Origin of the sequence: Brevibacterium mcbrellneri ATCC 49030, from assembly GCF_000178455.1 — a bacterium.
Taxonomy (GTDB): Bacteria; Actinomycetota; Actinomycetes; order Actinomycetales; family Brevibacteriaceae; genus Brevibacterium; species Brevibacterium mcbrellneri.
This window is the reverse complement of the sequence record NZ_ADNU01000039.1, coordinates 1-13,970: the sequence shown is the minus strand read 5'-3', so window position 1 is coordinate 13,970 and position 13,970 is coordinate 1. Positions and strand designations below refer to the sequence as shown.

The 13,970-nt window shown below is 57.1% G+C and carries 16 protein-coding genes and 1 tRNA gene; 6 read left to right on the top strand and 11 right to left on the bottom strand.

The genetic code is table 11. From position 1 onward, the window contains the following. Positions 1–70: 70 nt before the first annotated feature. The 7 genes from HMPREF0183_RS06445 to HMPREF0183_RS06415 all read right to left on the bottom strand — a co-directional run bounded on the left by HMPREF0183_RS06445 (position 71) and on the right by HMPREF0183_RS06415 (position 6,649). Positions 71–919 carry a sulfite exporter TauE/SafE family protein gene (locus HMPREF0183_RS06445; RefSeq protein ID WP_280990789.1) on the bottom strand — a complete coding sequence of 283 codons (849 nt, stop codon included), beginning with the start codon at positions 917–919 and terminating at the stop codon, positions 71–73. A gap of 62 nt (positions 920–981) precedes the next feature. After that, the gene (locus tag HMPREF0183_RS06440) at positions 982–1,842 is read right to left on the bottom strand and encodes an amino acid ABC transporter ATP-binding protein (RefSeq protein WP_005884142.1); all 861 of its coding nucleotides are present in this window, start codon (positions 1,840–1,842) and stop codon (positions 982–984) included. Then, positions 1,839–2,633: an amino acid ABC transporter permease gene (locus HMPREF0183_RS06435; protein WP_005884140.1), complete on the bottom strand. Its 795-nt coding sequence runs from the start codon at positions 2,631–2,633 to the stop codon at positions 1,839–1,841. Before HMPREF0183_RS06435 ends, HMPREF0183_RS06440 begins: the two co-directional genes overlap by 4 nt. A gap of 96 nt (positions 2,634–2,729) precedes the next feature. After that, positions 2,730–3,554 (bottom strand): transporter substrate-binding domain-containing protein, encoded by an 825-nt coding sequence (locus HMPREF0183_RS06430; protein ID WP_005884138.1) that lies wholly within the window; start codon positions 3,552–3,554, stop codon positions 2,730–2,732. A gap of 142 nt (positions 3,555–3,696) precedes the next feature. Continuing rightward, positions 3,697–4,347, bottom strand: coding sequence for a LutC/YkgG family protein (locus tag HMPREF0183_RS06425; RefSeq protein ID WP_005884136.1), 651 nt, complete (start codon positions 4,345–4,347; stop codon positions 3,697–3,699). Next, positions 4,344–5,849 (bottom strand): LutB/LldF family L-lactate oxidation iron-sulfur protein, encoded by a 1,506-nt coding sequence (locus tag HMPREF0183_RS06420; RefSeq protein WP_005884134.1) that lies wholly within the window; start codon positions 5,847–5,849, stop codon positions 4,344–4,346. Before HMPREF0183_RS06420 ends, HMPREF0183_RS06425 begins: the two co-directional genes overlap by 4 nt. After that, positions 5,846–6,649, bottom strand: coding sequence for a (Fe-S)-binding protein (locus HMPREF0183_RS06415; RefSeq protein WP_005884132.1), 804 nt, complete (start codon positions 6,647–6,649; stop codon positions 5,846–5,848). Before HMPREF0183_RS06415 ends, HMPREF0183_RS06420 begins: the two co-directional genes overlap by 4 nt. Positions 6,650–6,731: 82 nt before the next feature. Between HMPREF0183_RS06415 and HMPREF0183_RS06410 the strand changes: the two genes are divergently transcribed. Next, positions 6,732–7,388, top strand: coding sequence for a YitT family protein (locus HMPREF0183_RS06410; RefSeq protein WP_005884130.1), 657 nt, complete (start codon positions 6,732–6,734; stop codon positions 7,386–7,388). 1 nt (position 7,389) lies between these two features. On the opposite strand, the gene HMPREF0183_RS06405 is transcribed toward HMPREF0183_RS06410, so the two are convergent. From HMPREF0183_RS06405 to HMPREF0183_RS13505, 3 genes are all read right to left on the bottom strand, one after another. Beyond that, on the bottom strand, positions 7,390–8,388 hold the full coding sequence (locus tag HMPREF0183_RS06405; protein ID WP_005884129.1) for an inorganic phosphate transporter: 999 nt from the start codon (positions 8,386–8,388) through the stop codon (positions 7,390–7,392). 52 nt (positions 8,389–8,440) lie between these two features. After that, positions 8,441–9,061 (bottom strand): hypothetical protein, encoded by a 621-nt coding sequence (locus HMPREF0183_RS06400; RefSeq protein ID WP_005884126.1) that lies wholly within the window; start codon positions 9,059–9,061, stop codon positions 8,441–8,443. A gap of 258 nt (positions 9,062–9,319) precedes the next feature. Further along, positions 9,320–9,697: a MarR family transcriptional regulator gene (locus HMPREF0183_RS13505; protein WP_425358125.1), complete on the bottom strand. Its 378-nt coding sequence runs from the start codon at positions 9,695–9,697 to the stop codon at positions 9,320–9,322. Positions 9,698–9,838: 141 nt separating this feature from the next. On the opposite strand from HMPREF0183_RS13505, the gene HMPREF0183_RS06390 reads away from it, so the two are divergent. Then, positions 9,839–10,210: a VOC family protein gene (locus HMPREF0183_RS06390; protein WP_005884122.1), complete on the top strand. Its 372-nt coding sequence runs from the start codon at positions 9,839–9,841 to the stop codon at positions 10,208–10,210. A 149-nt stretch (positions 10,211–10,359) separates the two neighbouring features. On the opposite strand, the gene HMPREF0183_RS06385 is transcribed toward HMPREF0183_RS06390, so the two are convergent. Next, complete coding sequence (locus HMPREF0183_RS06385) at positions 10,360–10,932, bottom strand: hypothetical protein (RefSeq protein ID WP_156798185.1); 573 nt, start codon at positions 10,930–10,932, stop codon at positions 10,360–10,362. Positions 10,933–11,100: 168 nt separating this feature from the next. On the opposite strand from HMPREF0183_RS06385, the gene HMPREF0183_RS06380 reads away from it, so the two are divergent. The 4 genes from HMPREF0183_RS06380 (at position 11,101) to HMPREF0183_RS06365 (ending at position 13,969) form a co-directional block, all read left to right on the top strand. Further along, positions 11,101–12,060, top strand: coding sequence for a hypothetical protein (locus HMPREF0183_RS06380; protein WP_005884118.1), 960 nt, complete (start codon positions 11,101–11,103; stop codon positions 12,058–12,060). A 5-nt stretch (positions 12,061–12,065) separates the two neighbouring features. Next, entirely contained in the window at positions 12,066–13,208 is a 1,143-nt protein-coding gene (locus HMPREF0183_RS06375; RefSeq protein ID WP_005884116.1) for a winged helix DNA-binding domain-containing protein, read from the top strand. 108 nt (positions 13,209–13,316) lie between these two features. Next, positions 13,317–13,739 (top strand): DUF2871 domain-containing protein, encoded by a 423-nt coding sequence (locus HMPREF0183_RS06370; RefSeq protein WP_005884114.1) that lies wholly within the window; start codon positions 13,317–13,319, stop codon positions 13,737–13,739. A 157-nt stretch (positions 13,740–13,896) separates the two neighbouring features. After that, a tRNA-Lys gene (locus HMPREF0183_RS06365) sits at positions 13,897–13,969 on the top strand. Position 13,970: the final 1 nt, after the last annotated feature.

Genomic DNA, 13,970 nt, shown 5'->3' with positions numbered 1-13,970 from the left:
GCGTCATTGCAAGTTGGTCAAAACCTAGCCTACGCTTTGAAACCTTCGACCGCGATTGACAGACGCGGGCCTATTTTTCTTTTTTCCCAAACCGCACCCAGTGCGGATACCTCCGTGCGATCAGCTGGACCGCGGTGAAGATCAGCAACAGTGAAAACGCGTAGTTCGACTGTTTGGGCGTAATGAACTCAGCCAACCAAATGCCCAGCGGCGACACCACCGAGGCGGTGATTCCCACAATCGCGGCGGCCTTCAGGTCCACGTTCTTGTTCCGATAGTTCACGGTCGTGGCAGAAATTGAACCAGGGATCATCATGAGCAAGGACGTTCCTTTAGCCACAAGGTCATTGGCCCCAAATAGCAACACGAGTACGGGCACCATGACGATACCGCCACCCACGCCCAAAAGGGCCGAAAGGATCCCCACGATCACTCCGGTGATGACCAGGAGAATCCCTACAACAACCGTGATGTCGATGTGCGCATCACGTGAGGGAACGACTAAGAACAAGCTCGGAATGATGAGAAGAAGCGCTACGAGGAACATCCAGAACAGAACAGACTCAGGCAAGATCTGCAGGAGTCGCCCACCTACTTGGGTTCCCACAATCATGCCCGTAGCCAGCAAAATCGCTGCCAGCCAGTCAACCTGCCCCAGCGTCATATACCCAATAGCGCCAACGATTGCGGTGGGAAGAATCGCGGTGACCGAGGTCCCTGCCGCCAGTTTTTGCTTCATGCCCAGTAACAGCAACAGAGGCACAATAATGAAACCGCCGCCCACCCCAAAGAGACCGGACATCAAACCGGTGAACGCACCAATGAGCAGGAGGGAGATTGGTGAGAGGCGGGGCGCAGTCGAATCAACCATAAGAGTCCTCCTAGCTACAGCGCTGACAAACAAACCATACTTCCGCACAAGAAACCGTGTGGCCCCCACCCATATGGGGCGAGGGCCACACGGCCACACCAGTAATCTGCCTAGTCCGTGTCGATTTCCCCGTGGTCGGACACGCGAGCCAAGAACGACTTGGTGCGTTCGTGCTGGGGGTTGGACAACACCTCGGACGGGGGCCCTTGCTCAACCACAACCCCGCCATCCATGAAGACCACCTTGTCAGCGACCTCGCGCGCAAACTCCATTTCGTGCGTGACCACAACCATGGTCATGCCTGCCGCGGCGAGTTCGCGCATCACTCGCAAAACGCCACCCACGGTTTCTGGGTCCAGCGCCGAGGTGGGTTCGTCAAAGAGGATGAGGTCAGGGTCCATGGAAAGGGACCTGGCAATCGCCACGCGCTGTTGCTGACCGCCAGAAAGCTGGTCGGGGTGACGGTCTGCCAAGTGGTCCAGGCGCACGTGCTTGAGGTTGCGCATGGCGACTTCTTTGGCCTTTGCCTGGTCACGTTTGAGCACTTTCACCTGTCCAACCACACAGTTTTCAAGTGCTGTCATCTGCGGGAAGAGGTTGAAGCCCTGGAACACCATGCCCACGTGGCGACGCATCTTGTTGAGATCAGTTTCCGGGTCGGTGGCAACAAAACCGGCCACTTCGATGGTCCCCGAATTCGACGTTTCCAACACGTTGATACAGCGCAACAGGGTGGACTTACCGGATCCTGACGGGCCGATCAGGCACACAACCTCGCCGGGCTTGACTTCAAGGTTGATGCCCTTGAGGACCTCAACGTTGCCGTAGCTCTTGTGGAGGTCAGTGATTTTGACGCCCTTGACGTGCTTGGTGTCAGCAACGTCAGTGGCGACGGTGCTGCCTGAGTTGTCAGGGTTGTGTGAGGCGTTGTTGCCCGAGGTGTTAGGGGCTGTGGAGTCTGCGGGAGTCATGCTTTCCTCTCCTTTGCCTGGCGTGATTCGAACTTCCGTGCAAGCCATCCCAGTGGGAGTGTGATCACCAGGTAGCAAGCACCTGCAACGACCAGCGGGGTCAAACCGGCTGATGGGGCCGCAATAGCGTTCTTACCGAACAGGGCAAGTTCGAACTGAACGGCGGACAAGCCCAACAGGTAAATCAGGGACGAGTCCTTGGTCATGATGATGATTTCGTTAGTCAGCGGAGGCAGGATAATGCGCATGGCCTGCGGAACCACGATCGTGAACATGGCCCGTGAGTGGCTCATGCCCAGCGAACGGGCTGCCTCGTACTGGCCCTTAGGAACCGCCTGCAGGCCAGCACGCAGAGTTTCAGCAATGTAGGCCGACTCCACAATTCCCAAGGCCAACATCACCGTGACATATGTGTTGAGGTTGATCGAGAATGCGGCGGGGATACCGAAGCCAAAAGCGATGAACACCAGAAGGGCAGGAACACCTCGGAAGAACTCAATGTAAGCGGTGGCAATCCACCGGTACGGTGCTACCGAGGAAATCTTCATGAGCGCCAGGATGTTCCCCAGGAGCATCGCGAAGACGAACCCGAGCGCTGTATAGATGATGGTGTTCTTCAGCGCTGTCGTGATAACGAGGGGGAACTGTTGCGCGATGATTTTGGGGTTGAAGAACTTGTCAACAATGTTTCCCCAGTCGATAAAGATTGCAAGGGCGAGCACGACCACGACGAGGATGCCGTACTGGATTCCCAGTGACATCTTGGCGCGCTGTTGCATTGTGAGGGCCATAGAAGCTCCTGAAAGTTGGGGGTGTTGCCCGGGCGGTTGCGACCGCACTCAGTGCGACCGCGCCACAGTTCTGTGACGCGGTCGCATGTCTAGTGTTTATTTGCTTGCTTTGGCTTCTTCTTGGTCAACGCGAGCGGCATCGGCGACCGGGCCAAACCATTCGTCGACCAGCTTGTCGTATGAACCGTCTTCGAACATGCCTTCAAGCATTCCGTTGAACTCGTCGAGCAGTTTGGAATTGCCCTTCTTCACGGCAGCTCCAACAACTTCACCAGTTTCGAAGTCCTGAACCAGGGTGAGTGAGTCGTCAGCCTGTGTAGCAGCGTAGATGGTGGAGACGTTGGCGATCGCAGCGTCGATCTTGCGAGTCTGCATTGCCTGTGTGAGCAGACCGCCGGTTTCAAACTGGGTGGGGGAGATGCCCTTTTCCTTCGCGTACTTTTCACCGGTGGTAGCTGCCTGGGCGCCGACCTTCTTGTCCTTGACATCGTCGATTGACTTGTAACCGGAGTCCTTGGCTGCCATGAGAGCCAGGTTGTCCTTGAGGTACATCATGGAGAAGTCCATTTTGGACTTCCGCTCATCTGTGATAGCCATTCCGGAAAGCGCGATGTCGCACTGGCCTGTGTCCAGCGACGAACCTGACTGGATGCCTTCAAACGGTGTGGTCTTCACGTCCAGTTCCACGCCCAGGCGCTCAGCAAGCTTCTTCGACAAGTCGATGTCGAACCCAACGGTTTCGTTCTGGTCGTTGACGTACTCAAATGGTTCGTACGGGATGTCCGAACACAGAGTCAGCTTGCCGTCTTTAACAAGGTCGACTCCGCTTTCAGTGGTGCCACCGCCACCACCGCCGGAGCACGCGGCCAGGGCCAGAGCGGACGACGCAACAACAGCGATCGTGGAAAAGAAGCGTTTCACAGGTCCTCCTGAAGTGGGGCGCTGCGTTCAACTGAACACCGCGCATTGTTGTATCTATGTTCTAGATCACAATGCAAAAAAGCATACAGTGCTCTGGCTCACATTTTGTGGTCGTTATGAAATTTTTTCCAAGTAGGTTCCGTCAGTCTTCGAGGAGCACAACATTGAGTGTGCGTGGACCGTGCACACCTTTGACGCGTTCCAGCTCAATGTCCACGGTTGCTGAGGGGCCGGAAACCCACGTCTGCACTGCCGTGTCGAGTTCGCGCTCAATCAAGGTTTCGACTGCCTGGGGCACGCTTTCGACAACGTCGGACAGTCTGACAACGACCACGTGGTGATCCGGAACCAGCGTGATTGCCCGGCGTCCAGTAGTGGCCCCAGCTAGGCAGATCGTGCCGGTGTCTGCAATCGAAACTGTTGAGCCAGTGACAACTGCATCAACCGTGTCCAACTGGTCCACGCTGAGTGGCTCGTCTGCCGAATCCACGTGAAACTGCGCCTGTGAGGCGGCCGTCCAGTCTGACGGGAGGTCGTGCGGGATCACAACGCTGTGCGCGTCCCCTAAAAGCTCTGCCACCTCCTTGCCAACCGTGTCCGAGGTGGCGTGCGTGACGGTGGCGTTGTAGTCCACCAGGCGGTCAGTGAGAAGGTCCACAAGCGCCGAGGTCGTCTGGGCTTTCAGCGGGTCTGTAGGGACCGCTGGTGGGAGTGTGGGAGAAGCCGGGGGTGCTACCTGTGGCGAGCGGCCCAGGGCGTCGTAAATGCGGTTGAGAATAAGATCGCGACTCATGCGTCACCTCGGTTTTTGCGCCACCATGAACGGAACGATTCGCGTGGAGGGGCGGGGATAGTGCGGGTGTGTGTCCATTTTCCTGCGATTCCGGGGAGGGACTTAAAGCCGTCACGGCCCAAAAGTGCAGCGAGTGGAAGCGCTGATTCGGCCGCACTCATGCGACGGCCGTCAGACATGACCCAGGACGCGACTTTCAGAGCCGCGTTGAGCTGGGACGGTGAGGAGTTCTTTTCAGAATCCTGTGCGCGCAAACGAACAAGCATTTCAGGGATGTTGATCTTGACTGGGCACGCGTCATAGCACGCGCCACACAGACTGGACGCATAAGGCAGGGAACCGTTTTCGCCTTCTTCTACGCCAGTGAGCAATGGGGACAAGATCGCGCCAATGGGGCCGGGGTACACCGATCCGTATGCGTGGCCACCCGTACGTTCATACACAGGGCACACGTTCATGCACGCTGAACAGCGAATGCAGTGCAGTGCCTGTCTGCCGTGCTCATCGGCTAACGCCCGGGTGCGACCATTGTCTAGGAGCACCACGTGGAAGTTTTGTGGCCCGTCACCTTCCGTGACACCTGTCCACAATGAGGAGTACGGGTTCATGCGCTCGCCGGTAGAGGACCGGGGGAGGAGCTGCATAAAGGTTCCCAGGTCAGAAAAGCGAGGCAGGATCTTCTCGATTCCCATGACAGAAATGAGAGTTTCGGGCAAGGTCACGCACATGCGACCGTTGCCTTCGGATTCGATGATCGACAGTGTTCCTGTTTCCGCGATACCAAAGTTGGCCCCGGAAACTGCGACCTTGGTGCTGAGGAACTTCTTTCGCAGGTGGACGCGTGCTGCGCGAGTGAGATCAGTGGGGTCGCTGGTCAGGCTTTCGTCTGCTGACTCCATGCCGCGAATAAAAATGTCGCGGATCTCGTTGCGGTTGCGGTGAATGGCTGGAACCAGGATGTGGCTGGGGCGGTCATTGCCCAACTGCACAATCAGTTCTGCGAGGTCAGTTTCAATCGCGTCAATGCCACGGGCCTCAAGGTGTTCGTTCAGCCCGATTTCTTGCGTGGCCATGGATTTCACCTTGATGACTTCACGCCTGCCAGACGGAAGCACAGGGGCATGTTCGCGGGCAAGTTTTTCAACAATGGCGTTGGCTTCGCCTGCGTCAGCTGCCCAGTGGACGTGACCGCCACGCTGTTTCACCGCTTCCTCAAACTGCACGAGCAGTTCCGGCAGGTGCTCCATGACATACGCTTTAACGTCATGACCAGTAGTTCGCAGGTCCTCCCAGTGAGGCATTTCTGCGACCCGCTGAGCCCGCTTGGTGCGGATCGTGGTGGTGGCCTTGGACAGGTTCGACCGAAGCTGGACGTTGTTCATTTCGTGTTCGGCCAGCGTGGGGAACGGAGTTTCCTCCACAATGTTCCCCGTGCCGGGGACGGCTCGCGCTAGTCGCGGGTTGGTGGTTCGACGGCGCGGAATTCCCAAAAACGTGGTCATCGGACTGATCCTCCCGTCAGAGTGAGGGGCCGTTCTTTTGTGGATGCCAAAATACGAGCCAAGTGAACAGTAGGCGGAATGTGCGTATCTTGCGGTTTCAGTTCACGCGTACGGGATAGGCCACCGCCGATGTGCATGAGGCAACTGGCGTCACCGCCGGTACACACGTCAGCGCCAGTGTTGATGAGCGCATCGACCTTGTCGCTGAGCATCGCAGAACTGACTTGAGGATTCTTCACTGAAAAAGTTCCACCAAAACCACAGCACGTATCTTCATGAGCTGGCGAAATGACGGTGGTGCCCTCAACTGTTTCCAGGAGCTTCTTCTGACGGTCGCCCAGTCGCAAAAGACGCATCCCGTGACACGACGGGTGGTATGCGACAGTGTGGGGGAAGTAGCTTCCCAGCTGTTCGGCTGCGTTGTCGATCTTGGCGACATCGGTCAAAAACTGGGCCAGCTCAAACGTGCGGGAGGCAACCTGAGCGGCGCGCTCCTCAAGATCGTGGTCCCCAATGTGCTGTGCGATCATGCCGTGCTGGTGAGACAAAGACGCAACGCATGAACCTGATGGAGCTACTGCGTAGTCAAAATTCGCGTCCTCAAAAGCGTTGACGTGATTGCGTACAACGGGTGCGGCCTGGTCAAATTTTCCCGAGTTGATATGCATTTGACCACAACACGCCTGCCCCTGAGGGAACGTCACAGTGTGGCCCAAACGCTCCAAAATTTCGACGGTGTCGCGCGCGACTTCGGGGTACATCGCGTCGACAATACACGTGGCAAACAGTGCAATACGCATGAGTCCACTTTATACGTTGAACGCCCAGTTCCCTTGCGGTTAGCGAAGCTTTCTCGTTTTCTTTTAGCTGTGCGCTCACTGTGTGAGAAGATCGTTCGCGGAGGTAACGGTGGCAGAATCAGCGGTACAAAAAGAAGCCGAAAAACTCAATCTCAAACACTCGTGGGCAGAAGACCTCATGGGTCTCATCACGGGGTGCTTCGTTGCATCCTTGGGTCTTTTCTTCTTGAAAACCGCGGGTGCCGTGACAGGCGGGACAGCAGGGTTGTCCCTCCTTGTCAGCTACCTTGTTCCGCTTCCTGTCGCCTGGCTTTTTCCGCTGGTCAACGTTCCTTTCTTTATCTTGGCCATTTGGAAAAAGGGGTGGAGCTTCACAATCCGCACCATCCTGTGCGTCGTGGCCGTGGGCGTCCTTACCGACTTCCACCTGTTGATGATGAACGTGCACGTCCACCCCGTTTACGGTGTCATCTGCGGAAACCTTCTGGCAGGAGTGGGGCTGTTGATCCTGTTTAGGCACAAAGCCAGCTTGGGTGGTGTCAACATCTTGGCGCTCATCGTGCAAGAACGTGCAGGCATCAGCGCCGGCTACTTCCAAATGTCCTTTGACGTTCTCATTGTCTTGGCGTCGCTCTTTGTCACGCCCTGGTACATCGTTTTACTTTCAGCCGGCGGCGCTGTCATCCTCAACCTGGTCCTGGCGTTTAACCACCGGCCAGGGCGCTACATGGGTTACTGAACTACGTCAGCATGAGAAGCGGCAGCGTGAACAACGCTGCAACACAGGACGTCGCGGGAATACCCAAAATCCAAGCCGCTACAACCTTCATCAACGGGCGAAGACGAATATCCTGGCGTCTCCGGGCAGTCCCTAAGTTAGAAGCGACGACCACAAAACTCATCGACGCTGGCAAGCGGAAAACAAACGCCGCCAAACTCAGAAAAACCGCAGAAGTGGTGTTCGAAATGACCGAGGTGACCGGGTCCAGTCGCACCATTGAAACCGAGACCGTGCGAGCTACCCGCCAACCAGAAAACCACGTGCCCGCAGCCAAAGCCACAGCCGTCAACACGATAAGGGTCCACGGACGGCCGTCCATAACGACCTCGGCGCCGGGATGCACACCCGACACCCACACAAGCCCCATAACAGCGCCAATTTTCTGAGCATCCTGCGACCCGTGAGCCAACGACAAGCCAGCCACCATGACACTGTTGACCTGACGGCAACGCTTAAACAGAGGCTTGGGCGGATAACTCGCTACCACGCGGAAGACCACGCGCGTGAGCACGATCGAAGCGAAAAATGCCACGAACGGCATGATGAAGATCGAAATAATGGTTTCGTCGAACATGATCGATGGCCGGTCTTCCCACCCGACCACCAGCCACGCGCCAACCAAACCACCCATCAGAACGTGCGTGGACGCGATCGGAACGGCCATGAAATACGTCACCACGTTCACTAACAGTGCGCCCGCAATTCCGCCACCTAACACCGCTAAAAGCTGGTTGCTGGAATGAGGGAAACTCGCAACCTCGGTGGCAACCACCGTGGCGATTCCCTGCCCCAAAAGCGCGCCAACAAAGTTAAAACCCGTGGCCAGGGTGAGCGCGACCCGTGGGCTCAAACCGTGCGTGGCCACGATATTGCCCACCGTGATACCGGCGTCGTGAAAACCGTTAAAGAATGCGAACGCGAGGCCCAAGAGCAGAACACACAGAGTTGCTAGTTCCACGGGGCCTCACTTGCGGACGGGTTTGACAGGCTGGGTGTGCTCATGGGAGCCGTCAAGATTCGTCCAATGCGATTTCTGCGACCACCGCAGCGACGGACTGATAGCCGTCGGAGGCGCGAATAAACGCCGCGCCTAGCGAAGTGGCGGCGGCCAAGAACGTCAGACCCATGCGCGCGCCCGGTACAACGTCCGTCACCTGCTGTTGCAGGGTGACCGCTCGCAGGTGCAGTGTTTCGATGGTGTCGACGTATTCCCACTGATCGGGTTTGGCACGCAGGCGTTGGGTCATGCGCAATGTGTTGTCAGCCTGGTTGGACAGCAGGGCCAGCATTTCAAGCACGCCCACGGGCAGTTCGTCGAAAGCCGAAGACGTCATAGCGAAACCAACCGCGTCCTGCCGGTGAACAACGTCACGCATTGCTTCAGACAGGCGATAAATGAGGCGCCGGTCAAAGCGTGTGAGGTAGTTTTCGCGGAGCTGGCGTTTGATGGCGCCGGCGTGGTCGTCTGCCGCCTGAGTGATTTCATGAATCCGGCTTAAGGCCTCGCGACGCTTACCCACAGGGATGCCCGAAAGCTCAGCCAGCACCAGATTTCCGTCGCGTACCGTGACCGCTATCTTGTGTAGCAGTTCGTAAATAGCATCATCATTTGATAAACGACGAAGACTCATAGCGACCTCTGGTTCAAACCGATATGACGGATGCCGATCCGAGAGCGCCTCTCGGCGGAAGGCCGCTCGTAGCGGCAAATGTTGGAGCCCGGGGCTTCAGCGGATCGGCATCCGCGACCATTGTAACGAACGTGGGGCGGGGGAGTGGTTTTGGTGGGGCGGGGGCTTGGGCTGCTCCGCTTTCGGTCTCTACTCCGGTTACGCGTAGCTCGCTGAGAGTGAGAACGGATTACCGTGGTCGATGTTGAAGAAACATCTTTAAGAGTGAGGGTTCAAAGATTTCTGCAGATTGCCAGAACAACGGGCGATTAACTCTGATAGCTGTGCTCGCTCTTCGATGCTAAGCCCGTGAACCATGGCTTTTTCTACATGAAAAATCCCTTCCCTAGTCTGAGCTAGCAGATCGGCTCCTCGTTGGGTTAGTTGAACTCTCCGGACCCTCCCGGACTCTGCTTGTTGAGGTCGGGAAACAAGCTCCTTTTCTTCGAGGCCTTTAAGAACTTTGTTCATTGCTTGTCGGCTCACGAAGGCTCCCCTCGCCAGTTCCGAGTTAGACAGGTGGGAATGTCTACCCAGCAACTCCAAGCAGGCAAATTGCGCAACTGTAATCTTGTACTCCCTTAGTGATTCCTCCATTGCTGCCCGTAGGAGGGTAGTGAGTTCTTTTAGCTTGTACCCCGGCGAAAGGGTTAGCGATTCTTCAATTTGGGGTTGCTTCATGTCAACAGTATGACATAGCCTACGAGTGTCAATACATTGACATAGAAAGGATATTCAATGACCGCCGTCGGACCAGACTTCGTTGCACTCCAAGTTCGCGATCTAGAAAAATCGGCACAGTTCTACGAGAAACGGATCGGACTACAACGCGCTCCACATCATCCTGATGACGCGATCGTGTTCAACACGCATCCCATTCCTTTCGCTGTGCGAAAGCCACTGCCAGGCGTTGACCTCGACGCAACTGCTCCTCACCCAGGAACAGGGGTCGCACTATGGATCTACGTTCCAGATTCCCAGCAGCTATTTGATGAACTTGAGGGATGCGGGGTAAGAGTCGAGACCACTCTCAATGAAACCCCGTTCGGTAAGGCTTTTAGTCTGCGAGACCCCGATGGTTATCTGCTCACAATCCATGACAAACAGTAGACAATCCAGCTAAGTAGGAAATGCCTCTTGATGTCTAGCTTGAAGAAAGTGACAGCTAGGATTCTGCAGACCTAGGTGTTGCTACTTTAAGCCTCTAGGGATTGTGTGTTCAGTCTGTCGCATCGCGCTGGTCGGGCGTGTAGCTTCCGCTATGCCAGGCCGCCCTCGCGGTACAGGCGCGCGGCCGCCCGCAGGTCCTCACCCATCCGGTGGAACTCGGCAAGGCCGGGGCCGTCTTCAGTGGCACGACCTCGGGCAGCGACAAAAACAAACGCGGCGGCCCGGTCACATGCGTGGGCAAAATCACCGCGGAATGCACCAGAGAGGATCTCCCGGGCCATGGACTCAACCTCACGCGGACCCGGCGGGTCAGCGACACCGGCGACGACCTCAGCGGGGGACGACAACCGGCCAGCCGAAAACCAGCCAGACGCCTCATCCGGCTGGCGCGTAATCCAACTGTGCAACGCGTACAGGCGATACAACGCGCCCGGCAGTGACACCGCGGGGGCGCTACTCCACAGCTCGGCGAGCGTTTCCAACCCGAACTCCTGCTCTAACGCGATGAAGCGGTCGGTGGCGGCTTGATCGCGGGGCACGGACGGGTCGTGGATGAGTAGATGGGCGAGGTCGTGCGCGGCTTCGGCCTTCTGGGCAGGGCCCGGTGCCTCAGAGTATCCGTCAAGGTCCGGGCGCATGACTGGCTTGTGAAAATCTCCCACGTGCCCAGTGTAGGACGTGGCCGGGGTGGCTTTGGGCGGGTGCGGAATAAAAGTGAATGTCCGCGTGTTTTGTCATGGTTGCCTCAATTGGTGACCTGGATGTTCAGGACACATTCACCAACGATCCGTAAGCTTCTTAACGAACACGCATTCGCGGGAAGGAATGGAATGGCAAACTCGCGCGTCACTCACGGTGCAGGCAAGCTCGCCGACAAACTCGTTCAAAAGGACGGAACGGTCAACCCCATGGCCGCCAAGGCCATTAGCAAGCTGTTGAGCGTTCAACGTCCCATTGTTTTGGCCTACGTTCGTAGCGTCCGTCGCCGCCACCCACACGCGACCCCCGCTCAGATGGCCGACATTTTGGCTGACCACTACAAGAACCTGGTGACAGGTGGGGGTGCCGCAACAGGTGCAACTGCTGTGATCCCGGGGCTGGGAACAGGGGCGGCACTAGGTGTCGCGGCTATTGAAACGGGCGCGTTTTTGGAAGGCTCCGCGCTGTATGCCCAGTCGATTGCGGAGATCCACAACTTGCCGGTGGAGGATCCAGCTCGCGCGAATGCGCTGATTATGGGCCTCATGCTGGGGAACGACGGCAAAGACATGGTCAAGAAGGTCGCAGCTCAAGCGCAGGGTGAAGACGTGCCTCGCCGTGACGCGGCTTGGGGTGCCATGATCACCAAGCAGATTCCTACGCAGATGGTGGACATGCTTACCAAGCAGATGCGTAAGGCGATGTTTAAGCGGTATGCACGGAGGTCTGCTGGGTCGCTGATTGGGCGGATTCTGCCGTTTGGAATTGGTGCCGTGGTGGGAGCTGCGGTTAACCGGAAGATGGCGAAGATCGTGATTGAAAACGCCCAGCATGCGTTTGGGCCCGCGCCAGCTGTTTTTGAACCTGAATTGGAGCCAAAAGTGAGTACCCAAAAACGTGACACTGACATCATGGGCGGCTTGAAGCAACTGCTGAAGGCCACCAAGAAGAAACGTCGTGGCGGTAATGACGATGTTATTGAAGGTGAAGTTGTGGAACGGTCTGCTTCTTCTGGTTCGTCTTCGTTTGATGGCGAACCGCAGGTACGTGATGACACTCCGCGCACGTACCGCCCGGATGTACGGCTGTAGTCACCGTGGTTGATAAGCCGTTGGTGCGCGCCCGCCTGGTGGCGCAGGGCATGTGCCCTGTGCCGGGCGGGCGTTCGTCGTTTGAAAGTCCCGAGGCGGTAGCGGCTGAGCTCGGTGCCCTCCAGGGGCAGGATTTGCCGGGGGCTTTGTCCTCAGTTGCGTTGCGTGTGATGCAGGCGGGGTCCGGTGTTGAGGCGAGTGTGGCGCTTGAGCGGACGCGTGAAGCGTTTGCTCGTGGCCGGTTGGTGCGTGGGTACCCCATGCGGGGGACGGTTTTCGTGACCTCCGCGGAGGACTTGTGGTGGATGACTGATTTGTGTGCAGGCCCAGCTGTGAAGCAGGCGCGGAAGAACAGTCCGCGTTTGGGTATTGACGATGAGCACTTTTCTGTGGCGCGAGACGTTTTAGAACGTTTGTGCGTGGGGCGTGAGGGTGCGACGCGCGCGCAGGTGTTTGAGGCGTGGGCGACGGCCGGTGTGCCTACGGAAGGTGGATGTGCGTATCACTTGCTCAAGCATTTTCTGTCAACAATGGTCGTTACTTATGGGCCGTTGACCGAGGGCGGTCCGGTGGAGAATCGCGTGGTTCTGTCACGTGAGTGTTTGCCGCAGAGCAGTCAATTGGCGGTTGCGTTTAATGACGACCGGCAGGCCGCGACGGCCGAGCTTCTGCGTCGGTATGTGTTGTTGCGCGGGCCGGTGACCTTGCGTGATTTCCAGTGGTGGACCAAGCTCCCGTTGACGCTGATTCGTGCGGCTGCGCGGGATATTGAGTCGTCCGTGGAGGAATGGGGGACTGATGAGTCGGGGGAGGCGCTTGTGTGTGCCCCGGGCCTTCCCGAGGTGGTTGCTCAGGTGGGGCGTGTGACGGACCGTCCGCAGTTGTTGCCACCGTTTGACGAGCTGATTTTGGGGTATCCGGACCGCACGTACATTGTTCCTGCTGAACATCACTCAACACTTGTGCCGGGTAATAACGGTGTTTTCCGGTCAGCTGTTGTGGCCGGTAGCCAGGTGGTGGGCTATTGGCGTCGTAAGGGGCAGAAGGGTAAGCGGTCGTTGGTGCTTGAACCTTTTAAAGTCATGTCTGAGGCGCGTGAGAACAAAGCGCGAGTACTTTTTGAGCAGTTCCCGCACGCGACCGCGTAATCAACCGAAAGGTTGATGCCAGGTTCAACCGATTGGGCGCTGTTTGTGGGGCTGGTTTCTGGCTGAATAGAGATAACGGAAATTATCTCTATTGAGTGGGGGAAGAAAATGCGGAAGTTGTACTACGCGGCTCTGACGTACTTGATTCTGGGGTTGGCCTCTGGGGTCTTTTATCGCGAGTACACCAAGATCGTTGGGTTTGAGCAGGGGCAGTACACCCAGTTGAGCACCCTGCACACGCATCTGTTGATGTTGGGTTTCTTTGCGATGCTCATTGTTCTGCTGTTGGACAAAGCGTTTGACCTTTCTTCTACTAGGTCGTTTTCTGCCTTCTTCTGGACGTACAACGCAGGTATGGCGGTGACGATCACCATGATGGTGGTGCACGGCATCATGGCTGTGGGTGGTTCAAGCAGTAACGGAATGACAGCTGGAATCGCGGGGCTGGGCCACATTTTGCTGACGTTCGGTCTGGTGAGCTTGATGATGTCGCTGGGTGGGCGTGTGAAGGAAGTTACGGCCCGTAAGTAGGCAGGTTTTGCGTGATGGCGAATCACGCTGTTGTTCGCCCGGTGGTGCTGGTCTAGTGCCACCGCGCGAACGTTTTGGTGAGGGTGTGGCGAGAGTTTTGGCGATTTTTGGCAAGGAGAGGCAAAACCCGTACACTATAGGAGCGTTTAAAACGCGTGGGCCTCTAGCTCAGTTGGTAGAGCAACGGACTTTTAATCCGTGGGTCGTGGGTTCGATCCCCACGGGGCCCAC

Excerpts from the sequence above, each read along its gene's own strand:
- HMPREF0183_RS06440 (WP_005884142.1), bottom strand. The coding sequence starts at position 1,842 with ATGACTCCCGCAGACTCCACAGCCCCTAACACCTCGGGCAACAACGCC.
- HMPREF0183_RS06435 (WP_005884140.1), bottom strand. The coding sequence starts at position 2,633 with ATGGCCCTCACAATGCAACAGCGCGCCAAGATGTCACTGGGAATCCAG.
- HMPREF0183_RS06425 (WP_005884136.1), bottom strand. The coding sequence starts at position 4,347 with ATGAGTCGCGATCTTATTCTCAACCGCATTTACGACGCCCTGGGCCGC.
- HMPREF0183_RS06420 (WP_005884134.1), bottom strand. The coding sequence starts at position 5,849 with ATGACCACGTTTTTGGGAATTCCGCGCCGTCGAACCACCAACCCGCGA.
- HMPREF0183_RS06415 (WP_005884132.1), bottom strand. The coding sequence starts at position 6,649 with ATGCGTATTGCACTGTTTGCCACGTGTATTGTCGACGCGATGTACCCC.
- HMPREF0183_RS06400 (WP_005884126.1), bottom strand. The coding sequence starts at position 9,061 with ATGAGTCTTCGTCGTTTATCAAATGATGATGCTATTTACGAACTGCTA.
- HMPREF0183_RS13505 (WP_425358125.1), bottom strand. The coding sequence starts at position 9,697 with ATGGAGGAATCACTAAGGGAGTACAAGATTACAGTTGCGCAATTTGCC.
- HMPREF0183_RS06390 (WP_005884122.1), top strand. The coding sequence starts at position 9,839 with ATGACCGCCGTCGGACCAGACTTCGTTGCACTCCAAGTTCGCGATCTA.
- HMPREF0183_RS06380 (WP_005884118.1), top strand. The coding sequence starts at position 11,101 with ATGGCAAACTCGCGCGTCACTCACGGTGCAGGCAAGCTCGCCGACAAA.
- HMPREF0183_RS06370 (WP_005884114.1), top strand. The coding sequence starts at position 13,317 with ATGCGGAAGTTGTACTACGCGGCTCTGACGTACTTGATTCTGGGGTTG.